The 23,580-nt window shown below is 43.4% G+C and carries 27 protein-coding genes; 18 read left to right on the top strand and 9 right to left on the bottom strand.

Going from position 1 to position 23,580, the window contains the following annotated elements; genetic code table 11:
• Nucleotides 1-7 precede the first annotated feature (7 nt).
• Genes C170_RS07790 through C170_RS07780 form a run of 3 tightly spaced genes read left to right on the top strand, consistent with a single transcriptional unit; the run spans nt 8 to nt 2,089 of the window.
• Nucleotides 8-829 (top strand): ABC transporter permease, encoded by an 822-nt coding sequence (locus C170_RS07790; protein WP_036608083.1) that lies wholly within the window; start codon nt 8-10, stop codon nt 827-829.
• The gene (locus C170_RS07785) at nt 822-1,535 is read left to right on the top strand and encodes an ABC transporter ATP-binding protein (RefSeq protein ID WP_036608081.1); all 714 of its coding nucleotides are present in this window, start codon (nt 822-824) and stop codon (nt 1,533-1,535) included. The genes C170_RS07790 and C170_RS07785 overlap by 8 nt, the downstream gene beginning before the upstream one ends.
• Before the next feature lie 11 nt (nt 1,536-1,546).
• The gene (locus tag C170_RS07780; RefSeq protein WP_036608078.1) at nt 1,547-2,089 is read left to right on the top strand and encodes a TlpA family protein disulfide reductase; all 543 of its coding nucleotides are present in this window, start codon (nt 1,547-1,549) and stop codon (nt 2,087-2,089) included.
• Between the two features lie 172 nt (nt 2,090-2,261).
• Here the strand turns inward: C170_RS07780 and metE are convergent, their stop codons facing one another.
• Nucleotides 2,262-4,556 (bottom strand): 5-methyltetrahydropteroyltriglutamate--homocysteine S-methyltransferase, encoded by a 2,295-nt coding sequence (gene metE / locus C170_RS07775; RefSeq protein ID WP_036608075.1) that lies wholly within the window; start codon nt 4,554-4,556, stop codon nt 2,262-2,264.
• Nucleotides 4,557-4,871: 315 nt separating this feature from the next.
• Between metE and C170_RS29990 the strand changes: the two genes are divergently transcribed.
• Both C170_RS29990 and C170_RS07765 read left to right on the top strand, forming a co-directional pair.
• Complete coding sequence (locus C170_RS29990) at nt 4,872-5,219, top strand: DUF3888 domain-containing protein (RefSeq protein WP_162158959.1); 348 nt, start codon at nt 4,872-4,874, stop codon at nt 5,217-5,219.
• Nucleotides 5,220-5,235: 16 nt separating this feature from the next.
• Entirely contained in the window at nt 5,236-5,859 is a 624-nt protein-coding gene (locus C170_RS07765) for a hypothetical protein (RefSeq protein WP_036608072.1), read from the top strand.
• Between the two features lie 237 nt (nt 5,860-6,096).
• On the opposite strand, the gene C170_RS07760 is transcribed toward C170_RS07765, so the two are convergent.
• Entirely contained in the window at nt 6,097-6,762 is a 666-nt protein-coding gene (locus C170_RS07760) for an MBL fold metallo-hydrolase (RefSeq protein WP_036608070.1), read from the bottom strand.
• A gap of 218 nt (nt 6,763-6,980) precedes the next feature.
• Here C170_RS07760 and C170_RS07755 point away from each other — a divergent pair, with 218 nt between their 5' ends.
• On the top strand, nt 6,981-7,451 hold the full coding sequence (locus tag C170_RS07755; RefSeq protein WP_051447065.1) for a GNAT family N-acetyltransferase: 471 nt from the start codon (nt 6,981-6,983) through the stop codon (nt 7,449-7,451).
• A gap of 140 nt (nt 7,452-7,591) precedes the next feature.
• Here the strand turns inward: C170_RS07755 and C170_RS07750 are convergent, their stop codons facing one another.
• Nucleotides 7,592-7,957, bottom strand: a complete 366-nt coding sequence (locus C170_RS07750) for a winged helix-turn-helix transcriptional regulator (protein ID WP_036608870.1) — start codon at nt 7,955-7,957, stop codon at nt 7,592-7,594.
• A 105-nt stretch (nt 7,958-8,062) separates the two neighbouring features.
• Here C170_RS07750 and C170_RS07745 point away from each other — a divergent pair, with 105 nt between their 5' ends.
• Together C170_RS07745 and C170_RS07740 are read left to right on the top strand one after the other, a co-directional pair.
• Nucleotides 8,063-8,920, top strand: a complete 858-nt coding sequence (locus tag C170_RS07745; protein ID WP_036608067.1) for an arginase family protein — start codon at nt 8,063-8,065, stop codon at nt 8,918-8,920.
• A gap of 144 nt (nt 8,921-9,064) precedes the next feature.
• Nucleotides 9,065-10,243, top strand: coding sequence for an MFS transporter (locus C170_RS07740; protein WP_036608064.1), 1,179 nt, complete (start codon nt 9,065-9,067; stop codon nt 10,241-10,243).
• Between the two features lie 87 nt (nt 10,244-10,330).
• On the opposite strand, the gene C170_RS07735 is transcribed toward C170_RS07740, so the two are convergent.
• The gene (locus tag C170_RS07735) at nt 10,331-11,143 is read right to left on the bottom strand and encodes an undecaprenyl-diphosphate phosphatase (RefSeq protein ID WP_036608062.1); all 813 of its coding nucleotides are present in this window, start codon (nt 11,141-11,143) and stop codon (nt 10,331-10,333) included.
• A 210-nt stretch (nt 11,144-11,353) separates the two neighbouring features.
• Between C170_RS07735 and C170_RS07730 the strand changes: the two genes are divergently transcribed.
• The 5 genes from C170_RS07730 to C170_RS07710 all read left to right on the top strand — a co-directional run bounded on the left by C170_RS07730 (nt 11,354) and on the right by C170_RS07710 (nt 15,307).
• A complete protein-coding gene (locus C170_RS07730; protein ID WP_036608060.1) occupies nt 11,354-12,382 on the top strand; it encodes an ABC transporter substrate-binding protein in 1,029 nt (342 codons plus the stop codon).
• A gap of 186 nt (nt 12,383-12,568) precedes the next feature.
• Nucleotides 12,569-12,994 carry a MarR family winged helix-turn-helix transcriptional regulator gene (locus C170_RS07725; protein ID WP_036608058.1) on the top strand — a complete coding sequence of 142 codons (426 nt, stop codon included), beginning with the start codon at nt 12,569-12,571 and terminating at the stop codon, nt 12,992-12,994.
• Nucleotides 12,995-13,131: 137 nt separating this feature from the next.
• Nucleotides 13,132-13,776, top strand: a complete 645-nt coding sequence (locus C170_RS07720; protein WP_036608056.1) for an SDR family oxidoreductase — start codon at nt 13,132-13,134, stop codon at nt 13,774-13,776.
• A 51-nt stretch (nt 13,777-13,827) separates the two neighbouring features.
• Nucleotides 13,828-14,172 carry a rhodanese-like domain-containing protein gene (locus C170_RS07715; protein ID WP_017688554.1) on the top strand — a complete coding sequence of 115 codons (345 nt, stop codon included), beginning with the start codon at nt 13,828-13,830 and terminating at the stop codon, nt 14,170-14,172.
• Nucleotides 14,173-14,284: 112 nt separating this feature from the next.
• Complete coding sequence (locus C170_RS07710) at nt 14,285-15,307, top strand: NADH:flavin oxidoreductase/NADH oxidase (protein WP_036608053.1); 1,023 nt, start codon at nt 14,285-14,287, stop codon at nt 15,305-15,307.
• Nucleotides 15,308-15,440: 133 nt separating this feature from the next.
• Here the strand turns inward: C170_RS07710 and C170_RS07705 are convergent, their stop codons facing one another.
• Complete coding sequence (locus C170_RS07705; protein WP_036608050.1) at nt 15,441-16,364, bottom strand: AraC family transcriptional regulator; 924 nt, start codon at nt 16,362-16,364, stop codon at nt 15,441-15,443.
• A gap of 289 nt (nt 16,365-16,653) precedes the next feature.
• On the opposite strand from C170_RS07705, the gene C170_RS07700 reads away from it, so the two are divergent.
• Entirely contained in the window at nt 16,654-17,232 is a 579-nt protein-coding gene (locus tag C170_RS07700; protein ID WP_036608044.1) for a TetR/AcrR family transcriptional regulator, read from the top strand.
• A gap of 99 nt (nt 17,233-17,331) precedes the next feature.
• Here C170_RS07700 and C170_RS07695 read toward each other — a convergent pair whose 3' ends face one another.
• Nucleotides 17,332-17,745: a MerR family transcriptional regulator gene (locus tag C170_RS07695; protein WP_017688550.1), complete on the bottom strand. Its 414-nt coding sequence runs from the start codon at nt 17,743-17,745 to the stop codon at nt 17,332-17,334.
• Between the two features lie 190 nt (nt 17,746-17,935).
• Between C170_RS07695 and C170_RS07690 the strand changes: the two genes are divergently transcribed.
• The 3 genes from C170_RS07690 to C170_RS07680 all read left to right on the top strand — a co-directional run bounded on the left by C170_RS07690 (nt 17,936) and on the right by C170_RS07680 (nt 20,136).
• Nucleotides 17,936-18,976, top strand: a complete 1,041-nt coding sequence (locus C170_RS07690; protein WP_036608039.1) for an NAD(P)-dependent alcohol dehydrogenase — start codon at nt 17,936-17,938, stop codon at nt 18,974-18,976.
• A 186-nt stretch (nt 18,977-19,162) separates the two neighbouring features.
• Nucleotides 19,163-19,636, top strand: coding sequence for an HIT family protein (locus C170_RS07685; RefSeq protein WP_036608038.1), 474 nt, complete (start codon nt 19,163-19,165; stop codon nt 19,634-19,636).
• Nucleotides 19,637-19,764: 128 nt separating this feature from the next.
• A complete protein-coding gene (locus C170_RS07680) occupies nt 19,765-20,136 on the top strand; it encodes an iron chaperone (RefSeq protein WP_036608035.1) in 372 nt (123 codons plus the stop codon).
• 75 nt (nt 20,137-20,211) lie between these two features.
• On the opposite strand, the gene C170_RS07675 is transcribed toward C170_RS07680, so the two are convergent.
• From C170_RS07675 to C170_RS07665, 3 genes are all read right to left on the bottom strand, one after another.
• Nucleotides 20,212-21,192 carry an aldo/keto reductase gene (locus C170_RS07675; protein WP_036608033.1) on the bottom strand — a complete coding sequence of 327 codons (981 nt, stop codon included), beginning with the start codon at nt 21,190-21,192 and terminating at the stop codon, nt 20,212-20,214.
• Between the two features lie 231 nt (nt 21,193-21,423).
• A complete protein-coding gene (locus C170_RS07670) occupies nt 21,424-22,302 on the bottom strand; it encodes an SDR family oxidoreductase (protein WP_036608031.1) in 879 nt (292 codons plus the stop codon).
• Between the two features lie 146 nt (nt 22,303-22,448).
• Nucleotides 22,449-22,766 (bottom strand): winged helix-turn-helix transcriptional regulator, encoded by a 318-nt coding sequence (locus tag C170_RS07665; RefSeq protein WP_017688544.1) that lies wholly within the window; start codon nt 22,764-22,766, stop codon nt 22,449-22,451.
• Nucleotides 22,767-23,015: 249 nt separating this feature from the next.
• Between C170_RS07665 and C170_RS07660 the strand changes: the two genes are divergently transcribed.
• A partial coding sequence (locus C170_RS07660) for an IS1182 family transposase (protein WP_036608028.1) occupies nt 23,016-23,580 on the top strand: 565 nt, incomplete at its 3' end.

Below are 23,580 nucleotides of genomic sequence, written 5' to 3'. Positions count from 1 at the left end.
ATCAATGATGTCAGATATGATACAGATTGCAAGACGAGAAGTGAAAATGGGATTTCGCAATCCTTGGGCGTATTCGTTTCTGATCCTTTTTTGCACATTTAGCTTAAGCTTGTTACTTCTGAATTCGCAGAATCTGGTTGAAGGATACTCGGGCACAACAGGTTCGATGTTGAATCTCATTCTTTACCTCTTACCATTAATGACGCTGTTCCTCGGTTCCTTCTCACTAACATCCGAAAAGGAAGACGGTAGCTGGCAACTGCTGTCCACGTATCCCATTGGCACGATGTCTTTTATTGTGGGCAAGTATCTTGGGCTGTCGATTGTTTTAATTACCATTGTTGCGTTTGGATACGGCCTGATGGGGGTTATTAGCGGAGTAATCGGGAATCCACTGGATGCCGTGACATATCTTCTCTTTCTGGCATTTTCTTGTGGACTGGTGTTGTTATTCCTGACGTTGGCGCTATTTATCGGTTCGTTGTCGCGCAATCGGTGGCAGGCGTTAACCATATCCGTGACCGTATGGTTTTTTGCAGTCATTGGATGGCCGACCTTATTGCTCTCTGTGCTGGGACTGATGCCTTATCTATGGGTGAAACCGCTGCTGATTATACTAACGCTCATCAATCCGGCCGAGCTGGTGCGATTGTTTGTAGTCATCAAACTGGGAGGCGGCTCCATTCTTGGACCAGAATATTATCGATGGGTGGAGTGGGTGCAACAACCAAGTGGCAGTTGGATCTTCATCGGGATATGCCTATTCTGGATTGCCTTCTCTGTCCTGGCGGTATATGCGATCTGGGAGAGGGGGCGTTCTCATGGATAAGATGGGACTCGAAGTGATGGGATTGTGCAAATCCATTAAAAAGCAACCGATTGTTGAGGATATCTCCTTTCGCATTACTTCAGGCCAAGTGCTTGCCCTCTGTGGAGGGAATGGTGCAGGAAAGAGCACGGTGCTGCGTATGATCGCAGGAATTCTACGGCCTACCTCCGGTGAGGTTGCAGTGAACAATGTACGATGGTTGAAGGAGCGCAAGCGTTATTCAGAGCAGATTGGATATATGCCGGACGATTATCAATTTAATCAAGGACTGAGTGCGGAGGAAATGCTTCTGTTCTGGGCTTCTCTGAGGAAAGTTCCCAAGGAGAGAGTACAGGAAGTACTGACCATGGTAGGTTTGGAGGATCAAAAGAAAAACCGGGTTACGACCTTCTCCAAAGGCATGCGCCAACGTGTGTTATTCGCCCAGGCTGTGCTGTCGAAACCTCCACTGCTCATCATGGATGAGCCAACGAATGGATTGGACCCATTCTGGATGCAGGAATTAACTCAGCTGCTCAAGGGCATCAAACAGGAAGGCCACATGGTCGTGTTCTCGACCCATCAGCTGGAGATCGCAGACGATATTGCGGATCAGGTGATATTCATGAACCATGGACGTAATGTTGGAGAGGGCTCTACTCACGACTTTTGTGATCAATTCGGTTCGCTCCATGCAGCATTCCATCAAAGTCTTGGTTTAAAGTGAAGGTGAGTTTATTGCAGAAAAAAAGTATTAAAAGCAGACGTACACTTACAATTTTGATTGGTGTGATCGCATTGTTAGTTGGTACATGGGCTATTTTCGAAAATGTATCGACACCTGAATCTCAGCGAGGTAACGCCATTGAAGCTGGTGCCGTGGCCCCTGAGTTCACAGCGGTTAATTCAGCAGGCGAACAGGTCAGCCTGTCCGATTATCGGGGCAAAGCTGTGATGATTAACTTTTGGGCTTCATGGTGCACACCTTGTGTAAGGGAGATGCCGCTCGTTCACCAGATTGCTCAGGACTATCAGAACGACGTGGAAACCCTGTTTGTTAACGTGGGGGAATCGAAGGGCACGATTCGTGAGTTTATGGATAACCAGGCGTTTGATTTCCCGGTGATCATTGATGTGACGGGCAACATATCAGGTATGTATCGGATTACAGGTTTGCCCGCAACAATGGTCATTGATAGGGATGGGGAGTTCCGTCACATACTGCTCGGTGAATTGACCGAAGATACACCGTTGCAGCAATGGCTGAAAGATAGTATCTAGTTGTAAGCATTGGATGGTGAGAAAAGGGGCAAGAACGCCAGAGATTGCCATGTTACAAGTGAAATGAATTTACGTTAAAAGTAACTAAAAAATAACCAGATAAAAAGCCGGACACCCATTTAACGAAGGGGTGTCCGGCTTTACTTTTGAAGTTATGCTGCTTCGCAGCCGATTACAATACAGCAGCTGAAGCGTGATTGTTACGAGCGATTCTGGTTGCGTCAACCATGTTACGCAGAGAAGCTACCGTTTCTTCCTGTCCACGGGTTTTTAATCCGCAGTCCGGGTTAATCCAGAACAACTTCGGATCAAGAACACGCAGGGCACGTTCAATCATGCTGCTCATTTCATCCACACTTGGAACACGTGGACTATGGATATCATATACGCCAAGACCGATACCGAGCTCATACGTATTTTCTTCAAAGCTATGAATCAGTTCACCGTGACTACGGGATGTCTCAATGGAGATAACATCTGCATCCATAGCTTCAATGGAATCAATCATGTCATGGAATTCGCAATAGCACATATGCGTATGGATTTGAGTCGTTTCATGCACCGTGCACGTGGAGATACGGAACGCTTTGACTGCCCAAGCCAGGTAATCGGCTTGTTCATTTTCTTTCAGCGGAAGCCCTTCACGAACAGCCGGCTCGTCAACCTGGATCATACCAATGCCTGCCTGTTCAAGTGCTTCGACTTCCTGTCTCAGAGCATACGCCAATTGATAGGCAATCTGCTCACGAGCAATGTCTTCGCGTACGAATGACCAGTTCATGATGGTAATCGGGCCAGTCAGCATGCCTTTGACAGGACGCTCTGTCTGCGATTGGGCATATTTCGTTTCTTCCACTGTCATTTCACCCGTAAATGCAACATCACCGAAGATAATAGGTGGCTTCACGCAACGTGAACCATATGATTGTACCCATCCAAACTGTGTAAAGGCAAAGCCGGCCAGTTTCTCGCCAAAGAATTCAACCATGTCGGTACGCTCAAACTCACCATGTACCAGTACGTCAATTCCGATCTCTTCTTGAATCTTGATCCAGATATCAATCTGATCCCGGATGAAGGCAGCATACTGTTCGTTGTTCAACTCACCCTTACGCCACAACTGACGTGCTTTTCTGACTTCAGCAGATTGTGGGAAACTACCAATCGTTGTTGTCGGGAAGAGTGGCAATTGCCATTTGACCTGTTGGGCTTCATGACGTTCTGCAAAAGGACGGGAGCGCTCTGGCTGTTGAACACTGATAGAAGCAACGGCTTTCTGTACAGCGGTACGGTTTCGATCTTCGGATTGCTGAAGCGCTTGAAGAGGAAGCTCTGCTTCGTCTATTTTGGCAGTAATCTCTGCACTTGGTGAAGATAAGGCTGTAGTCAAAAGAACAATCTCTTCCAGCTTTTCATCTGCAAATGCAAGTGCATTCTTCAGTTCAGATGTCAGTTTTGCCTCACGGACTGTCGTTACTGGCACATGCAGCAGGCTGCAAGATGATTGCACGATGATACGTTCAGGCGTCACGAACTCAGTTAATTCATTCAGCAAATTCAGTTTTGTTTGAAGGGAAGCTTTCCAGATCCCACGTCCATCAATAATACCTGCTCCGAGCACTTTGTCTGCCGGGAAACCGGATGTCCGAATAGATTGTGTGTTACCAGAGAGTCCGTGTACAAAATCAAGTCCTACACCTTGAACTGGCAGTGCAACAATGTCGTTGTAGTTTTCGACAGATTCAAAGTACGTTTGCAGCATGATATTCAGGCCTGGAACGGCTGCTGCAAATGTTTCATATATTTTATTCAGACGCTGTACGTCTTCATCGCTTAATTTGGTTACCAGAATAGGTTCGTCGACCTGCACCCACTGAACGCCTTCGCTCGCAAGTTCTTGAAGCAATTGAGTGTAAAGTGGAAGCAAGCGGTCCAACCAAGCGTCTGTCTCGGATTTATCATAGCCTTTGGAGAGCTTCAGGAAGGTTAACGGCCCAACGATAACCGGCTTGCCTTCAATGCCGAGTTTTTCTTTTGCTTCACGATAAGCGAGAAGTGGTTTGTTCTCCGTCAGAGTTGGGGAAGCCCCGTCCAGTTCAGGTACAATGTAGTGATAGTTCGTGTTGAACCATTTTGTCATTTCACTTGCTGCGGCATCTTTCGTTCCTCGTGCAATGCCATAATATACGGACAATGGAACCGAGCCACCATCATAAGCAAATCGTTTAGGGATAATGCCAAACATCACAGCCGTATCTAGGATATGATCATAATAGCTAAAGTCATTCACCGGAATGATGTCGATGCCTTTTGCTTGTTGCTTGCGCAAATGATCGATGCGGATCTCTTGCAAACGTGCGTGAAATTCTGTTTCCTCCAGCTTACCTGCCCAGAACGCTTCCAACGCTTTCTTCCATTCCCGATCAGCACCAATACGCGGATATCCCAATACACTACTTTTTGTCATCGTTTAAAACCCCTCTGCTTTTATGTTACACAAAATTTATCACAGATCCGGAGTTATAATGTAATTCCATTAAATTATACCTAGTTATAGCCTAGGGCTATATCAAAAGGTGCACGCTATATAAATTGAACTAACAAGTATTTACACTTGCCACTCCGATGACAGAATAACCTTCCACTCAGCTATGGATAAATAATAGATCGTAATCATATTTTGTATGCTTTTGCATTCACTCGGGATAATAGAAATTAAAAAAGGTTGATGAGTATGGGATTTCAGAAACGTCTTTTTCACTTTATACTTGGAGCAACATTAATGATAAATAGTGTTTCTCTATACACAGATGTTACATATGCAGATCCTGAGAGCATACAGGAGCATGACTATAAGGCAATAGCACTTACGATGCTCAACCCATACATTGCCCGTGAGATTACCAGCTATTATCAGGAAAATCATAAGCAGGTCCCTAACTATGGGCTATATGAAATTCACGTATTGGAACTTAAAAGGCACACACAAGGTGGTTATAGCTTTCGAACCGTTCTGGAAGTCAGAACTTTCTACGGTCCACATAACCCGCCATATGGGAAAGAGATCATTACATTTGAAATAGACCCCACTAATGTTACAATGGTGAGCTATGTTCATACGAATGATTGAAAGGAAGGCGGTACGCATGAATCTGTATCATATCCAGTCCACCGTGCACGGAATCAACAGAGTAACATCCTTTTTGGAAGACAATTATATTGGTATTGCTTGGTCAGGTACAGGGGATCTGGAGCATACGCCCCCGGAACTATGGAAGGAACTGTTGGTTCAACACTATCCCTTGGATGAAGCAGAATTGGCGAGCACACTCGCGACATTACATATGTTTGGTAACCTCATGCAGGATGGAGATTATGTATTAATTAGCGATGATGAATGGACGTATGTTGGGGATATCGGGGATTATTATTACGACGATTCCGCTGGCACAGAAAACGACTTGATCTGTCACCGTCGGGGAGTTACATGGTTGGGTCGTATTCCTCTCGCTAAGCTGAATGGCAAAGTGCAGGCACTGCAAAATGATTCAGCCATTCTTGCGAAATTTGAGTATCCCATATCACAAGCACAGCTGGATCGAGGTCTTGCAGTCAGTATAACAGCCGAAGCAACCAACTCTCTCTCAACAGGAGTAGATGAAGCCACGATTCAGACAGCTCTCCAGGTGCTGAGAGAAGCGTTACACAGTGAAGAAGAAGAGTTGCGAATTCGTGCGGCTACAGCCATTTTGCAGTATGCCAAACCATAGGAAGACTATGCATAATTATAGAGAATTATAGTGGCATATACAGGATTTATTCGCTAAACAACCAATTGAAATATTATTAAGAAGCAGAGCGTTCGCCTACAAGCTTTCTGCAAGAAAGCTACATCGGAAGCATGCGCTATCCTCGGATTTCCCCTTTTAAAGACGGAATAAAAAAATCTGGGGATAACAGCGATCGGAAGGTTGTTCTGTCATCGGAGTGTCCAGTGTAAATATTCGTTAGTTCATTTTATATAGCTCTGAGATCTGTTCATTTATATTCCTATGACTTAGTCCACCGTGATAACAAACCACAGATGAAATGTCGAGTTCGATATACTTTTTCAAAGAGATTCGAGCAGTCTCTGTATCCAGCGTAGTAGGTTCATGAATGCCTCCAAGCATGCCGTCTACACTGTACATTGAATCTCCGGCGATGAGCGTCTTGCTGTCCATCAAATATAGACTGATATGACCTGGCGTATGACCAGGTGTATGAATAACGCGAATTCCACCGCAAAACGGCAGTTCCTGACCATCAGTAACCGTTTCATCTACTTTGCCCTTTGGAGGATGTTCAAGGTGACCATCTTTGAGAAGAGGGAGCTGCCCCTCAATATATGGTTTATCCAGCTCATGCGCATATATCTTGACTTGTGAGCCACACTCCTGCAAAATCTCGGGAAGACACCCGATATGGTCCACATCCTGATGCGTCAAAATCACTGCTTTAAGTTGGCTGATCGGCACACCAATCTTTTCGAGTGCGATACACAAATCGTCATATTGTCCATGGAATCCGGTATCAATTAACACAACCATTTCTTCATCCCATAGCAACACAGGGTGAATTATATTCCCCTCAAAATCAAGCTGAAGCATCGTTATTCCCTTTGAAATTTCCATAATATCAGACCTCCGAGAGTTGAATTTCATATACATCGTTGCTCGTTATATTTCTTATGTAAACGAATAAAGACTGCAAAAAGATACGTTGGGGTGTTTATAGGGTGTACTTATAGAAATATTCAATGAATGGGGGAATTGACGCTTGCTGTTGGGAATGATAATTTAGATATATCATTTAAACCAATAAGTCCAATAAGATAAAGGGGGTATGTGGAATGACACATATCGTGCATGCAGCAGCTGAAGATATTCGGAGCGAGGAATCGCTACTATTGATCAAGGAACTGAGTGAAGAACTCGGTTTGTTATATGGCGGTGATGGAACGGCGGGATTTCAACTGTCAGACGTTGAGGTGCCCCGTGCGGCTTTTATCGTTGCCAGGATCGCCGGGTATCCGGTTGGTTGCGGAGCACTTAGACCCCTTGATGAAACATCTGTAGAAGTTAAACGCATGTATACACGCAGTGGTTACCGCCGTAAGGGAATTGCCCAAGCTATATTGGCCGAGGCAGAGCGTCTTGCGAACGAACTTGGTTATACCAATCTGAAACTGCAAACAGGTCCCTTGCAACCAGAAGCTGCAGCGCTGTATGAGCGTGTAGGGTATTATCGAATTCCTGTTTTCAGTGGCAATTGGGACAGAGTGTTGGCCTACCAGAAAGATCTGGTACACGAAAAAGTATAATTCTACGAATCACAGCTTTTATTTGCTGAACGGACAGAGGAACACAAGAGAAAAAGTAAAAAGTCGCCGATTGGCGACTTTTTGCATTTTACATACTGCATTTACTCCAATTATCTCATCTGAAATATAGACAAAAGCGTTCAATCCGTTGCGCTATTATTGATCGAAGGTTCTTGATGTTGGACACCCCATTCGCATAGTCCTTCCAAAACGGGCAATAACGTTTCAGCTTTGGCTGTCAGACGGTACTCGACTTTAGGAGGGACTTGGGGATACTCTTTCCGTTCGACCATACCATCTGCTTCTAATTCTTTGAGTTGTGAACTCAGCGTTTTATACGTGATAGCGCCGATCTGTCTTTTTAGTTCATTGAAACGGACAGGTGGGTTTTCTGCCAGAAGATATAAAATCACCATTTTCCATTTACCACCAATAACAGACAACGTATATCCAAAAGGGGTATCTTGAATGTTTTTAACTTTACCGTGGTATTCAGCCATACTCATCATTTACACTATCCTTCCGGGTAGTACCTATCATAAAAGACCGTACTATTTATTTGTTTGGGCTCAGTTTATACTAACCTTACTTTGAAGTAAAGGGGATTTACGATGACTCAAAAAACAATACGTCTGCTTATGCCACAATGGCAAGGTGGAGATAATCCAAACTACTCTTTTGGAGCGGAGCTGCTGGCATGGCTTGCACCTGACAATGATCAACCTCTCATTCATGTTCCTGTTGACGCTTATGATGGAACATCTCTGGTAAGCGAGAACGGGATAAAAGGCAGAGCACAGCTACTTCAGCAATTGGAGGCTGCCCAGCATATTATTCAAGCTCACCAGCCCGATCGCATTGTCATGTTTGGCGGTGACTGTTTGGTTGAACAAGCCCCGTTTGCTTATTTAAATGAACGATATGGCGGAGAACTTGGTTTGATATGGATTGATGCACATGGTGATCTGGTTAGATACGAGGGCTATGACAACGGTCATACTTTACCGCTTGGGAACCTTCTTGGGGAAGGCGATCCGGAGTTTGCTAAACATGTGAGTGTCCCCTTGAAGCCCGAACATGTCTTCATGGCCGGGTTGACAACCCCCACGGAACAGGAAACCGAAGTAATTCAAAGATTGGGTATCCGAACGGCTGGAACTGAAGAATTAACCCATGGCATGGATTCGATTAAGAAGTGGATTAAAGAGACTGGGTTCAAACACCTGGCAATTCATCTTGATCTGGATGTGCTTGATCCCAACATGTTCCGTTCATTGTTATTCGCCAAGCCAGGAGAACCTTATGAGTTTTCACCAGCGGGAACCATGCAATTACCTCACTTGCTTCATCTGATCAAAGAACTGTCTGAAGAAACAGATGTAGTTGGATTAGGGATAACTGAGCATATGCCGTGGGATGCCATTAACTTGAAGAATTTGCTTGGAGAAATACCTATCCTGAACCAGTGATATAGGTAATAAGTCGCCAGAATATATCAGAATACTGATATAAGGAGTCAAAATATAGGAAGATTACAGATAGAAATATCAATATTATTATATGGGTGGTTCGACGAGAATCAGAAATTAAACAAACTGAGGAGAGACACCCAGATGGTCACGTTATTGTTAATCATTATTTATCTCGCATTTATAGGGCTGGGATTACCGGATGCTTTACTTGGCAGTGCCTGGTCCGTTATGAAAAACGATATACATGCGACAACAGAAATGGCTGGTTACATATCGCTAATCATTTCATTTAGTACAGTAGTGTCCAGTCTAACGGCCAGCCGATTGTTACACCGGTTCGGAACGGGTAAAGTCACAGTATTCAGTATCCTCTCAACAACGATCGCGCTGTTGGGATTCTCATTTTCTGAGAATTTTGTGTTTTTACTGATTCTGGCGATCCCTCTCGGCTTAGGTGCAGGTTCGGTGGATGCGGCACTAAGTAATTATGTAGCATTGCATTTCAAGGCCAAGCATATGAACTGGTTGCATTGTTTCTGGGGAATTGGCGCAGTGACAGGCCCACTCGTTATGGCATATTGGCTGAATCAAGCAAACAACTGGCGTGCAGGATACGTTACTGTGGCGTTGATTTTGCTTGGGATCGTGGTGGTCTTATTATCAACTTTGTCTCTATGGAAGATTTTTGAGAAGGGAAGAGTAGAGGGTTCAGGTGATGAGAAGAAACGCGTAAGCAACCGTGAGGCCATACGTATCCCCGGCGTGAAAATGTCGATGATTGCGATGCTCTGTTACAACGGTTCCGAAACTGCTGCCGGTCTGTGGATGGCTTCATTCTTCATCGGAAGCAAAGGAGTTTCCCCAGGCACTGCCGCAGCACTATCCTCTCTATTTTTCATTGGCATTATCTTGGGCCGTGTAATCTCAGGCTTTCTTTCGACTCATGTATCCAGCAAAAATCTCATCAGATATGGTGGAATCGTCGGATGCTTCGGATTAGTTATCCTGGTTATGCCGATTCCTTACTGGATTGCCGCAGGGGCTTTATTTATCGTGGGATTGGGCGGAGCACCGATCTATCCGAGTATTGTTCATGCGACACCGGAACGCTTCGGTGAGAAGGCATCCCCAAGTGTAATTGGACTTGAAATGGCCAGTGCCTATACAGGTTCAACACTCATCCCGTTAGGTATGGGACTCCTAGCCAGCCAATGGGGAATGTCAATGGTACCCCTGATCCTGCTGATTCTGTTCAGTGTTATGTTCGCGGCTACAGAGCTGGTTAACAGAAGCAACAAGGCTACGCGCCTGACCGTCTAGCTCTTGCTATAGGTCATTAAGGTTCTGCCACTATACAACAAAGGAACAACCATCGCTGGTTGTTCCTTTTGGTGTGTGGACTATTTTTTACAAGAAGATCAGTAACAATGTTCCTGCGGCAAAACAGTAATACGAAAAGTATTTCAGATTGCCTTTGGCCATAATGCCCATAAACCATCTCATGGAGAAATACGTGACAAAGAGTGTCGTGATGAATGCGATCAGATAAGGGATAGCCAGTTGTGATCGATTCGGATCATTGGCAATGTCGGATACCCCCATGATAAGCCCGCCAATACTGATGGGAATGTACAGCATAAAGGAGAACTTCAAAGCTGTTTCCTGTTTCATGCCAACAGCGATGGACGCAATTACAGTTGCCCCTGAGCGGCTAATCCCCGGAATAAGAGCGACCGCCTGAGCAAGACCTACCAACAATGCATCTTTCGTAGACAGATCACCGTCTTGCTTGCGACCACGAAGATTACGAATAAGCCACAAGGCAACCCCGGTGATTAATAGCGCGATGGAAACGGTATATACGGATGAGAAGATTTCTTCAATCCGGTCCTTGAACAGGACTGCAACGACAGCAGCAGGGATCGTACCAATAATTATGTATAAGCAAAACATGAAGTCTGCTCGATATTCTTCTTTACGAGTACGCAGGTAACCTAATGCACCAATAATCAACTTTTTGATATCTTCCCGGAAAATAAAAATAATAGCGATAAGTGATGCTGTGTTTGTTAAAATCTCAAATGACAATCCATTCTGCTTGATGCCCATAAGTTTCTGGGCGATGATCAGATGACCGCTTGAGGAGACGGGGATTGGCTCCGTCGCACCTTGAACAATACCTAAAAACAAATACTTTAACCACAATATAATCTCTTCCATGTTGTCCTCCTTGATTACGTTTCATTGGCTTTTCAAAACTCTCTTTTTAAAAAAAAGTGAATGGTTTACTCTATTGATGATAGCTGTTTAACTTGGTGACTTGCAAGTTAGAGTTCATAGAGGGGGTGCAGTAAACATAGCTTGTCAAATCCTGCATAGCATGATATCGTTGATAACGATTATCAATATCAACGAAAAGGTGGGTTTATTTTGCGTAAACAGATAAAATCAATATGGATCATGATGGCACTTATCTTGCTGATTGTACTTAGTGCATGTGGTCAGTCTGCTACGACCAATAGTACAAACGGGGACAGCACGAATGCGGCTACGGAGACAGAAACCAAGACGGACTCGGATTCAGCTTCTTCCGCTGAATCAACGGCAACTGCCGAAGAGGAACTGGTTACATATCAATCGGATGCAGGCGAAGTTCAGGTACCGAAGAATCCTAAGCGCATTATTGATTTGACATCATTTTCGACAGGCTACTTTGTTGCTCTGGATGCACCGGTAGTCGGCGCTTTATCAGGAGCGATGAACAACAAATATATCAAGGATCAACTTGCAGCGGCGGGCACCAGTGATCTGGGTCAAGAGCCTACACCAGAGAAACTAATCAGTTTAAAACCTGACTTATTTATCGTGTACACTGGAACAGAGGGTATCGACAAGCTGGAGCAGATTGCGCCTGTTGTACAAATTGCATATGGTAAGCGAAATTTCAAGGATCTAATGCTTGAAATGGGTAAGCTCACCAATAGAGAAGACGCAGCGAAAGCTTGGAATGCTGAATGGGAAGCGAAGATCAACGAACTGAAGCCCAAGGTTCAGGAAGCTGTAGGCGATCGTACCGTTTCCATACTGAATCCATACGCCAAAGGATTATTTGTATTCGGTCATAACTATGGTCGAGGTGGTGAAATTATTTACGGGGAGTTTGATCTCAAGGCACCAGCCAAGGCCCAAGCTGAAGCGATTGACAGCGGAACTGGATGGGCTTCAATCTCCATGGAACTATTACCGGAGTATGCGGGGGATATCATCTTCACCAGCCCGTGGTCGGGAGATACAACCGATCCAAAGATCGTATATGATAATACATTATGGAAGAACTTGCCTGCGGTGAAGGCAAATCATGTGTTCCAGCTTGATCCGACTTCAGACTCGTACAACGATCCGTTAACGTTGGAAGGTCAGCTGCAATTTATTTCCGATAGCCTGCTTACCGCGAAGTAAGATTAGACTGCATAAATGGTAATACTGGAGCATTTCCAAACGTCGGTACAAGACGGGGAAATGCTCTTCTTATGAGCTTAGGATGTTATATAAGTCGAACTTGGATGGGTTTTGACCAATGTAATTAAGCTTGATACAATAGGATAACAGCTGATGAACATTAAATATCAAGTGGGGTGATCTAGATTGCAGCAAAAGAGTGAACGTTTGAATGTTTGGTTGGCTTTCTCTAACATTCATACCCATCTGAACGAGAAGCTGGAACAAGCTCTGCTTCAACAATATGACTTATCTTTGAAGGAATTTTATGTGTTAAACTTCATATATAATGCGGAGGGTAAGGAATTACGCCTACAGCAACTTCAAGAACTAGTAGGCTTGAGCCAAAGTGCTACTTCCAGGCTCGTCGTTAGGATGGAAGCCAAAGACTGTGGGGCTCTGGAAAGACATGCATGTGAAGATGACCGGCGTGGCATTTACACTCGAATTACGGAGCTTGGAGAGAATAAATACAAGAGAGCACTTCAAACGTTTAATCAGGTCTTGCAAACTGAATTGGAACAGGATGGATTTGAGACTCGATTAGAGAACCTCACTAAAGAATTGTTCTAAGGCTAGGGGAAATATAGGGTAATGTAGTCATTTACCCTATAAGAAGACTTGACACTCATTAATATATCCGTTAAATTAAATGCATGCGCATGAATTTAATATGGGTGCGGTGATTTTGTATAAAGGAGGTATTGAACATGAAGGTCTTCGTTGTAGGATCAAATGGACAGATTGGTCAACAGCTTATTCATCTTTTGAAGAATAGTGAAGAACACACCGTTCTTGCCATGGTACGAAAACAAGAACAGGCAGACAAATTGGCAACACAGGGTGTGGAAACGGTGCTTGCCGACTTGGAAGGTACGGTTGACTCGATTGCGGATGCTGCAATGGGTAGTGATGCCATTGTATTTGCAGCTGGTTCTGGCGGTACAACGGGATATGATAAAACACTCCTGATTGATCTGGATGGTGCCGGGAAAACCATTGAAGCGGCTCAAAAAGCGGGTATTGATCGATTTATCATGGTGAGTGCGATCCAAGCCAATAATCGTGAGAACTGGCATGATAACATCCTTCCATATTATGCAGCGAAACACTATGCTGATAAATTGTTAGAGATCAGTGGATTAACATATACCATTATACGTCCAGGGATTCTAATGAATGAACCGGGAACAGGTAAAGTTACTGTTGCTGAGAATATAACAACCGGTAACATTGCTCGTGAAGATGTAGCTCATGTGATTTTGGCCAGTTTGAGTGAGAAGAATACCTACAAGCGTTCATTTGATCTAATCGCTGGTGAGGATACAATATCTGAGGCATTGAGTGGGCTCTGATCCAAAACAAAATTTTCAACGATATCTGATGAGTTAAGAGAGGGCTATACAATGATTATGTTGATGCTTTTGACCTTCATATTAGGTATCTTCATCGTTGTACGTCAATTTTGGCCAGTACGCAATCTTGAATATATAGATTATCAAGTATTTCTCAGACAAGAGCGTGATTTTCGGCAGTATAAAGTGATTGATATTCGAGATGCGACGGATTATATGGCTAATCCTACTCCGGATACGATTAACATCTCATTGGGACGCCTTGCTTTCACATGGGAAAAATACCTTCTTCGAGAAGATAACGTAATTATAATGTCACCTGGTATGCTTCAATCCAAAAAGGCTGTTCGTATTTTGCGAAAGCATGGGTTTGAATGTCTTTATGTGATGAAGTAAAAGATATATGTGAGTTCTAAATCATACGGAGTTATTAATTGTAGGCATTTATTTGATGCTTGCGCATGCATTTTTATTAGACATGATTCATGAAAAGGGGAGTTTTATTTTGATGACAGATTTGTTTAGTCCATATTCTTTTAAAAGCCTAGAGCTTAAAAACCGAGTTGTAATGGCTCCAATGTGCCAATATTCAGTTGAGCAAAAAGATGGTATTGCAACAGATTGGCATTATATGCACTACGTAAGTCGTGCCGTGGGAGGAACAGGTCTCATTATCATTGAAATGACAGATGTGGAGCCGGATGGCCGAATCTCAGATTATGATCTTGGGTTATGGTCAGATGAACAGATCCCGGCTCTGAAGCGGATCGTAGATGCGTGTCACAGTTATGGTGCCAAGGTTGGTATTCAGATTGCTCATGCGGGCCGCAAAGCAGAAGATGCTGAGGTTCCAGTTGCTCCGTCCGCGATCGCCTTTGATGAGAATTCCAAGCAACCTCGAGCGCTTACAACGGATGAAGTAAAAGGAATGGTTGAAAAATTCCGGAGTGCTGTAGCTCGTGCTGTGAAAGCTGGTTTTGATTCGATTGAGCTTCATGGCGCACATGGATATCTGATTCATCAGTTCCATTCTCCACTAACAAACAAGCGAGAAGACGAATATGGTCAAGATTTAACGTTATTTGGCCGGGAGATCATTCAGGCTGCAAAGGCAGAGATGCCCGAGGATATGCCCTTGATGATGCGTATTTCAGCCAAAGAATACGTCGAAGGTGGCTATGGCATTAACGAAAGTTCCGAGTTTGCCAAGGCTTATAAAGAGGCAGGTGTTGACGTATTTGACATCTCATCTGGTGGCGAGGGACCTATTGGTGCATCGGGCAGACCAGGAACTCACGCAGCTTATCAAGTACCTCTCGCTAAAGCAATCAAAGAAGCTCTTGATGTACCCGTGATTGCTGTTGGAAGACTGGACGACCCGAAATTGGCGAATGCAGTTATCGGCAATGAAGAAGGTGATCTCGTTGCAGTCGGAAGAGGGTTGTTAAGAAATCCTTACTGGGCCTTGGAAGCTGCGTCTGCTTTGCGCAAGACAACGGACGTTCCAAAACAATATACGAATGGTTTTTAATGTATTAATAATTTAACGATTAAATGATCTTCATTAATACAGAAATAAGAAAGGACTCCTCTAATAAAACAGAAGGAGTCCTTTTTGAGGTTAAACTATACAAGGTAAAGGAACGATATTAGCCAGTAACCAGTCAAGAGATGGTAGTTGGCTCATCGCTTCCGCTTCTCAAGCGTTTAATATCTTCTCTGGGCGGAAATCCGAACATGCGAGAATATTCACGGCTGAATTGGGAAGGGCTCTCGTAACCTACCTGAAATGCTACATCTGCTGCATCGGTGGACTTGGATAATAACAAGCGGCGCGCTTCTTGCAGCCTAAGTTGTTTTTGAAACTGAATCGGACTCATGGCAGTCACTTCTTTAAAGTGTCTGTGCAGCGAGGCAGTACTCATATTGGCCAAATCCGCCAATTCCTCAACCCGAAAATTTTGCTCAGAGTGATTCATAATATATTCAATAACGTCTCTGATTCGATAGGTATGGCTGCCCTCCATGGTAGCTTGTTCCAGAGCAGTCCCATGTGGGCCTTTCAGAACTTTATAGAGAATTTCTTTTTTGAACAAAGGAGCGAGTAGTGGGATATCTTCCGAATGATCTTCCAACAAACGGGCTAACCTGACGACTGCATCCAGCAGAGAAGGCTCAGCTTGGCTGACAAACATCGCACGTCTCGTTGTTTTCCGCGGTCTTGCTGGGAAATCGGAATGGTTCAATACCTCCAGAATCTCACTGGATGTGAATTCAAGTTTCAGGGCCAGATAGGGAGCCTCAGACGAGGCTTGAATCACTTGTCCACTAACCGGCAAGTCCACGGTTGCCACGATATAACTTCCTGGACCATACCGGAAACGATCCTGTCCTAGCAGGACCTCTTTCTCACCCTGAACGATAATGCAGAAGGATGGTTCATTCACTCTAAATATAGGTTCAGTAACGACCGATTCACGGATTAGAGATAATGAAGGGATTGCCGTCGGGTGCACCCCATCCTTGTTGGAATAACCGTCAATGAGTGTGGCTAATTCGTTTTGTTGTTCGTGTATTTGATCAGACATGCAAAGTTCTCCTTTTTTCCTCACAACATAATAATCACATTCTATCGTATATTGACCAAAGGCGGTAGAAAACGGATAGGAATAGGCAAACATTTGATGTGAATGGATAAGACATTCTGATTGCTGGTTACATAATCACAAGTACACAGGTCATGATATACAACAAGTACAGAAGATATACACTTACGGTTCAGCTAATATATGATTAGATGAGAATGAAAAGGGTATCTGTATCTTTTATTTACTGATCGTTCCCGATGTGTTAGATTGATTTTGGGAGGGAAGTCGAATGGCTAGAAGTAAAGAGTTTGAAGTGAACGAAGTGTTGGATAAAGCAATGAAGATCTTCTGGGAACAAGGTTACGAGAAAACGTCGATGAGTGACCTGGTTGAGCATATGGGAATTCATCGCAGAAGTATATATGATACATTTGACGACAAACATTCGCTGTTTTTGCAGGCAATGGATCGTTACAGAGGTAAGGTCAGCACCACATTACTTGCAGAAATCAAGGCATCCAAGACGGCAGTGGAAGCACTGCATAAAATCTTCGAAGTTATGATCAGTGAAGTAGAGGATACGCCATCGGGATGCTTGATCGTGAACTCCGCCGTAGAGCTAGGCACACGCGATCCGGACGTGGATACGCGATCTCTTGATTCATTTAATGAAGCAGAGCAGATGTTTGAGCAACTCATTCAATGGGGGCAGCGGGAGGGAGAATTCTCCTCTGATCATGATGCAAAGGAAATGGCAGAGTACCTGCACAATATTTCTGTCGGCATTAGAGCCATGGCAAGAACCTCGACGGATAAGGAAAAATTAAACCGGATTATCCATGTAACGATGAAACTTTTGGAAAAATGATGAGTAGAGACATACCCAAAAAAGTAGCTTGAAATCCGTTAGAGGACTTCAAGCTACTTTTTTTTTGCGCTAATTTTAGAAAATAGAAAGCATGAACCATCAATTGGTGATGGCATTTTCCATCGGTTTAATTTTGTGAATCTCTTCGGTCCCAGCCTCCAAAGCTGTTTCGTAGTAGGAGCGTTTGTGCTCGATGACTTCCATGGTTCTTCTTAGTTCCTCCATTTGTGCTTCCACAATAGCTTTTCGCTCCGTAAACATGTCATATCTTTGCTTCAGCGAGGAGTCCCCTTCAGAGCACCATTCAATGAAGTCCTTAATGTCTTTAATAGGCATCCCGGTCAGCTTCAGACATTGGATGATCTTTAGAAAGTCAATGTCGGAGTCTTTGAACAAACGTGTTCCACTCGTGGTACGTTCCACAAAAGGCATGAGTCCTTCCTTGTCGTAGTAACGCAATGTATATACCGTAAGGTCTAATTTTTTGGCAACTTCACCGATTGAATAGGTCATTTTCATAAAATTCCTTTCTACTGGGGGTAGACTTCGAGTTAACTCTAGGATGATCCGAGTGAATTCTACCATGCTGCATACAACATGTCAAAGTACGTTGGAGATAAAAAAGTAAGATAAACATTTGACCTAGAGTTAACTAGAGGGAGTAAGATTATTTTGAACTTTAAATTACGAGGAGGTTATCCCATTGATTATAGCTAAAGCCAGAGCCGTTGACGGACCAGACCAACAATTCAGAAGTGCTGAAATTAAACGACGTGATCTGGATACTAATGATGTATTAATCGAGATTAAATATGCCGGTATCTGCCATTCTGACATCCATACTGCCCACGGTGAATGGGGCCCTGTGAATTATCCACTCGTTCCTGGACACGAGATTGCCGGGATTGTAACCGATGTAGGAACCGGAGTCTCCAAATACAAGGTCGGTGACCGAGTAGGGGTCGGATGTATGGTGGACTCTTGTGGTGAATGTGTTAACTGTCGCAAAGGTGAAGAGCAATACTGTCTCAAAGGAAATATTCAAACTTACGCTGGAGTAGACAAATACGGTGAGCCTACGCAAGGTGGATATTCAACTCATATTGTTGTCGTAGAGGATTTCGTCGTTCGCATCCCTGATAACATTGCACTTGATGCTGCTGCACCTTTGCTGTGTGCCGGTATTACGACGTATTCACCACTTCATCACTGGGGAGCTGGCCCAGGTAAGAAGGTTGCCGTTGTAGGTATGGGTGGTCTAGGTCATATGGCTGTCAAAATTGCACATGCGATGGGTGCGGAAGTAACGGTTCTCTCCCAATCCTTGAGCAAAAAAGAAGATGGACTACAATTTGGTGCAGATCACTACTTTGCCACCAGCGAGCCGGAAACATTCGAGAAACTTGCAGGCAAATTTGATCTGATGATTAACACGGTAAGTGCGAATATTGACATTAACGCTTATTTCTCACTGCTCACACTCGATGGTACACTCGTGAACGTGGGTGCTCCTGCAGAGCCTTTAGCTGTTAACGTATTTTCTCTTATCGGTCATCGCCGTTCATTCGCGGGTTCCATGATTGGTGGCATTCGTGAGACACAGGAAATGCTTGATTTCTGTGCAGAACATAATATTGCACCTAACATTGAGGTCATCTCCGCTGACCAGATTGACGAAGCATACAAACGTGTACTGGCTTCCGACGTGAAATATCGCTTTGTTATTGATATCAGCACCATGTAATTGTGAAGTGTGCAATAATGATAGTTAAAGATAGAAAAAAAGCAGCTGCCGCCAAGGTCAGCTGCTTTTTGCTTTTCAGTTTGTTAATTCCTGATCATTCTACAACCCGTGCTCTTTTCGCAACGAACAGAAGATACCTGCGTCTAATAACTAGTGAGTAAACATGAAAGAAGTGGAATGAGAAAGATGACAGTATCATTTTCACATCAGCCTGAAGGTTACGAATGTCCATTTTGTCGTATTTGGGGTATCGAGCGACCTGATCAGGGAACAAAACAAAGGGATATCATCTATCAGAATGAAATGGTAACGGCATTTATAGCGGGCAAATGGTGGCCAAACAATAAAGGACATGTTCTTATTGTTCCGAATCAACATTTCGAGAACATCTTTGAACTCCCTGCGGATTACGCTGTTGAAATTCACCGCGCGGCTCAGCTTACAGCATTTGCAATGAAAAGTACATATGGATGTGATGGGATTTCGACACGGCAACATAATGAACCTGCTGGCAATCAAGACGTGTGGCATTATCATCTGCATGTTTACCCTAGATACGTGAATGATCAACTGTATCTGACAAAAGGTTCTCCGTCCGATCCAGATGAACGCGCTTTCTATGCTGATCAGTTGCGATCTTGGATAAAAGAAAACATTTAAAGTCTAGCAGGCTGCTCATTTTTTGTTGAGTTATCGGCAGATAAGGGTTTTTGAATTTGATATTCATGATAGAATAAGATTGAATTGGACAATATAAGTAGTAGATTTCTTGTTATAGGGGGAAACTAATGGAGACCTTTGCAGAATTTACAGCACGCATCGATAACCCGGAACACCAGGCACGAACGGAAGAAGTTTTGAACTGGGTCACTGAAAAATTCCCGAATTTAAAACAAAAAATAGCCTGGAATCAACCGATGTTTACCGACCATGAGACCTTTATTATTGGCTTTAGTGTATCCAAGCAACACTTGGCTGTTGCTCCCGAGAAGGCAGGAATTAATCGTTTTTCGGAAGAGATCACACAGGCGGGTTATGATCACACCAAAGAGTTGGTGCGGATGAAGTGGAAACAGGAGATTGATTTTTCGTTACTTGAGAGAATGATTGAGTTCAATATAGCGGATAAGGCAGAATGTTCAACATTTTGGCGCAAATAAATCGCGATATAAAAAGAAGACCCCCAACTTCCGGATATGGAAAGAGGAGGTCTTCTATATTTTAAGCAAAAGCGATTATTGAGCACCTACTACAGGGTGAGGTACATAGGGTTCTTCAAGGAATGAGACGTCTTCTGAGGTCAACTTAACAGAAAGAGCACCTACCGCATCTTCCAGATGCGATATTTTGGTGGCACCGATAATTGGTGCCGCTACAGTGTCTTTTTGCAGCAACCAGGCAAGTGCAATGTGTGTGCGAGGGACACCGTATTTTTCTGCAATGGATGCAACTCGTTCAACAACAAGCCGATCCGCATCACTTGTCGCATTGTACTTGGATTTCTGAATTTTGTCTGTCTCGGATCGAAGTGTTGATACGGACCAGTCACGGGTTAACCTGCCTGAAGCAAGAGGACTGTAGGGAGTCACACCAATCTTTTCTTCCTTGCATAAAGGCAACATTTCTCGTTCCTCTTCACGGTAGATGAGATTCAGGTGGTTTTGCATGGAGACAAACTTGGTCCAACCATTTTTCTCTGCTACATGTAATGCTTTTTGGAACTGCCATGCAAACATGGCCGAAGCGCCAATATATCTCACTTTACCGGACTTCACCACATCATGTAAGGCTTCCATGGTTTCTTCAATAGGCGTATTGTAGTCCCAACGATGAATGATATAGAGATCCACATAATCGGTTTCCAATCGTTTCAGGCTTTTATCAATCTCACTCAGGATGGCTTTTCTGGAAAGACCAGAACCGTTGGGTCCTTGATGCATTTGTCCGTGTACTTTGGTTGCAATGACAACCTCATCCCGATTGGCATAATCTTTTAACGCCCGACCAAGATACTCCTCGCTTGTACCCAGAGAGTATACATTCGCTGTATCGAAGAAATTAATGCCTAGATCCAGCGCTTTCTTTATCACCGGGCGAGAATTTTCTTCATTCAGTACCCATTCATGAACCCATTTACTGGCATCCCCAAATCCCATACATCCCAGGCAAAATCGAGATACGTCCAAGCCTGTATTACCAAGTTTAGTATATTCCATGTCATGTTCAAATCCTTTCTAATGTTTATTATTTCCACCTGTAGGGTGATCTATATACACATTATTATGTCATAATGAAGGGAACAACCTGTACCACATTTCTATCAAAGTTTTGCCTAATCCTATCAGAATCTCTGAATTTGAATCAGTTGAGCCCATTAAAGTTCTCATATAAAAAGAACAAGCCACTCGTTTCTCCGTTGGAGATTCAAATGGCTTGTTCATAAAATATTATTTAATCATTGTTTGATGAATCCAATCGCTTATTTTGGTTAATTTAAGATTGGCTTTGATATTATCATCTAACTCTTCATACCGTGGAAGAAGATCTGTATGCCCATCAATCCATTGGTACAATCCTTTAAGACCTGCTGCTGTCTCACTTCCCAACAAAGGCTGAATCGCTGCTTCAAAATGATCAAAAGGAAGAGACATGAAGCTGATCTTTTCACCTAATACAGCACTGAATTGTTCCGCTAATTGTGTACCTGTCAGGGCTTCTAATCCGGGTGCTGGGATAATGCTTCCTGCCAATTCCGAATGAGTCAAGGCATAATAGTGGAATTGAGCTGCATCGTTTAAGCTAATCCAGGAGATCGGCTTGTCTGCTGGTACCGGGTAGGCCAAAACGCCATTGTTCAGTATTCCGGGAATCAGGAAGTTTTCCAAGTATACAACGGGTTCCACAATGATATATGGAAGACCACTTTGCTGCAATTCGTGGATAACTTCACGTTTCAATTCAATTCCTTTGGAATGGGTGATAGGGTCAGGAACATAGGTACCTGTGTTAACTACAATCAATTTAACGTTTGCCTGTATAGCAGCATCAATTGCATTTTTGGTATATTGTCTGATCTTATCCGGATTGAACTCCACCGGCAGGTTCAGGAAGACTTTACTTACACCTTCATGCGCCGTATGGAGCTGTTCCACATCTGATAGATCCCCGATGAAAGCTTCAATGTTTTGTTCCTTTAGTGTTTTGGCTGTTGCCTCATTTCGAGTAATCGTGCGAACCTCACAACCGTGTTGAACGAGTAATTGAGCGACAGCGCCGCCTTGGGAGCCCGATGCCCCATATACTAAAAATTGATCATTCTGTGTCATAGTGGTCAATAACTTCCTTTCAATATGTGATTGGAATGAATGAGTTAACACTCAGCATTGACCTCAGCATAACGGATTTAGAATAGGAGCGTAAGTACGCACATTAATGATATAAAGTATCCCTTGGGATACTATGGGAAGGCGTTTTACATATGTTTCGATCCCCAATCACCTAACTGAAACAAGATCGAAGTTAGGCTTTGTCCTTTTTCTGTAAGGGAATATTCGACTTTAGGCGGAACTACAGGGTGGGTAACACGGTTTATCAAACCAGCTTCTTCAAGTTCTCGTAATTGCCTGGTTAACGTGCGATGCGTAATGGGGTCAAGCATTTTCTGTAATTCATTGAATCGAATTGTTGAATGGCGGATGAGACGATTTATAATTAATAACTTCCATTTCCCACCAATCATATTGACTGCAAACTCAACAGGACACCGGTCCTCCACAGGTTCTATATTCATATTTATGTATCCCTCCCAAAAGCATCAACTAATGTTTTGTTCATTTTATCGAATTTATAAAGTGGTGTATAGCTTACAGCGCATTCAGGGTATGAACCATGCCAGGACACAAAAAAAAGATGCCCCTAGTGTAGCTGGAGGCCACTGAAAAAGTCCAACATCTATAAACAGATATCCCTCCTCATTTTTTTGAGGAGGGATATTTGTTTTCCTGTATAATTAAATGATTAATTTCAGGTGGTGTCTCGGATGATTTCAAACCAACAATCTCTTAACCTTAGTGCATTTATGGACATATACGATATCGTCGTACCTAAAGATAATATGCTTCGTCAAATCAATGATCTCGTAGATTTTTCATTTGTTCAGGTAGAATTGCAGCATAGATACTGCCTCGACAATGGTCGCAATGCAGTGCCTCCCATTCGAATGTTCAAATACCTATTGTTGAAATCCATTTTCGATGTATCCGATGCGGATGTTGTGGAACGTTCTAAATATGACATGTCCTTTAAGTACTTTTTAGATATGGCGCCTGAAGATGAAGTCATTAATTCTAGTTCACTAACGAAGTTTCGCAAGCTTCGCTTGAAAGATGTGAACCTCCTCGACATACTAATTCAAAAGACCATGAAGATCGCGTTGGAGAAAGAAATTATCAAAAGCAGCGCAATTATTGTGGATGCCACCCATACGAAAGCGCGATTTAATCAGCTATCACCCAAAGAAATATTAATGCAAAAGTCTAAGTTGTTGAGAAAATCCGTTTACAAGATCGATGAAAAAATGAAGGATAAATTCCCACCGAAAACAA

It is taken from the genome of Paenibacillus sp. FSL H7-689 (assembly GCF_000517905.1).
GTDB classification, from domain to species: domain Bacteria; phylum Bacillota; class Bacilli; order Paenibacillales; family Paenibacillaceae; genus Paenibacillus; species Paenibacillus amylolyticus.
Note: the sequence above shows the minus strand (reverse complement) of the source record. Positions and strands in the feature narration are given on the sequence as shown.

What these genes read in the sequence shown, in the direction of transcription:
- C170_RS07700 (WP_036608044.1), top strand. Translation starts at nt 16,654, where the DNA reads ATGGCTAGAAGTAAAGAGTTTGAAGTGAACGAAGTGTTGGATAAAGCA.
- C170_RS07760 (WP_036608070.1), bottom strand. Translation starts at nt 6,762, where the DNA reads ATGGAAATTTCAAAGGGAATAACGATGCTTCAGCTTGATTTTGAGGGG.
- C170_RS07750 (WP_036608870.1), bottom strand. Translation starts at nt 7,957, where the DNA reads ATGAGTATGGCTGAATACCACGGTAAAGTTAAAAACATTCAAGATACC.
- C170_RS07740 (WP_036608064.1), top strand. Translation starts at nt 9,065, where the DNA reads ATGGTCACGTTATTGTTAATCATTATTTATCTCGCATTTATAGGGCTG.
- C170_RS07675 (WP_036608033.1), bottom strand. Translation starts at nt 21,192, where the DNA reads ATGGAATATACTAAACTTGGTAATACAGGCTTGGACGTATCTCGATTT.
- C170_RS07785 (WP_036608081.1), top strand. Translation starts at nt 822, where the DNA reads ATGGATAAGATGGGACTCGAAGTGATGGGATTGTGCAAATCCATTAAA.
- C170_RS07670 (WP_036608031.1), bottom strand. Translation starts at nt 22,302, where the DNA reads ATGACACAGAATGATCAATTTTTAGTATATGGGGCATCGGGCTCCCAA.
- C170_RS07705 (WP_036608050.1), bottom strand. Translation starts at nt 16,364, where the DNA reads ATGTCTGATCAAATACACGAACAACAAAACGAATTAGCCACACTCATT.
- C170_RS07695 (WP_017688550.1), bottom strand. Translation starts at nt 17,745, where the DNA reads ATGACCTATTCAATCGGTGAAGTTGCCAAAAAATTAGACCTTACGGTA.
- C170_RS07735 (WP_036608062.1), bottom strand. Translation starts at nt 11,143, where the DNA reads ATGGAAGAGATTATATTGTGGTTAAAGTATTTGTTTTTAGGTATTGTT.
- C170_RS07720 (WP_036608056.1), top strand. Translation starts at nt 13,132, where the DNA reads ATGAAGGTCTTCGTTGTAGGATCAAATGGACAGATTGGTCAACAGCTT.
- C170_RS07755 (WP_051447065.1), top strand. Translation starts at nt 6,981, where the DNA reads ATGACACATATCGTGCATGCAGCAGCTGAAGATATTCGGAGCGAGGAA.
- C170_RS29990 (WP_162158959.1), top strand. Translation starts at nt 4,872, where the DNA reads ATGATAAATAGTGTTTCTCTATACACAGATGTTACATATGCAGATCCT.
- C170_RS07765 (WP_036608072.1), top strand. Translation starts at nt 5,236, where the DNA reads ATGAATCTGTATCATATCCAGTCCACCGTGCACGGAATCAACAGAGTA.
- metE (WP_036608075.1), bottom strand. Translation starts at nt 4,556, where the DNA reads ATGACAAAAAGTAGTGTATTGGGATATCCGCGTATTGGTGCTGATCGG.
- C170_RS07680 (WP_036608035.1), top strand. Translation starts at nt 19,765, where the DNA reads ATGGAGACCTTTGCAGAATTTACAGCACGCATCGATAACCCGGAACAC.
- C170_RS07685 (WP_036608038.1), top strand. Translation starts at nt 19,163, where the DNA reads ATGACAGTATCATTTTCACATCAGCCTGAAGGTTACGAATGTCCATTT.
- C170_RS07715 (WP_017688554.1), top strand. Translation starts at nt 13,828, where the DNA reads ATGATTATGTTGATGCTTTTGACCTTCATATTAGGTATCTTCATCGTT.
- C170_RS07745 (WP_036608067.1), top strand. Translation starts at nt 8,063, where the DNA reads ATGACTCAAAAAACAATACGTCTGCTTATGCCACAATGGCAAGGTGGA.
- C170_RS07665 (WP_017688544.1), bottom strand. Translation starts at nt 22,766, where the DNA reads ATGAATATAGAACCTGTGGAGGACCGGTGTCCTGTTGAGTTTGCAGTC.
- C170_RS07710 (WP_036608053.1), top strand. Translation starts at nt 14,285, where the DNA reads ATGACAGATTTGTTTAGTCCATATTCTTTTAAAAGCCTAGAGCTTAAA.
- C170_RS07790 (WP_036608083.1), top strand. Translation starts at nt 8, where the DNA reads ATGTCAGATATGATACAGATTGCAAGACGAGAAGTGAAAATGGGATTT.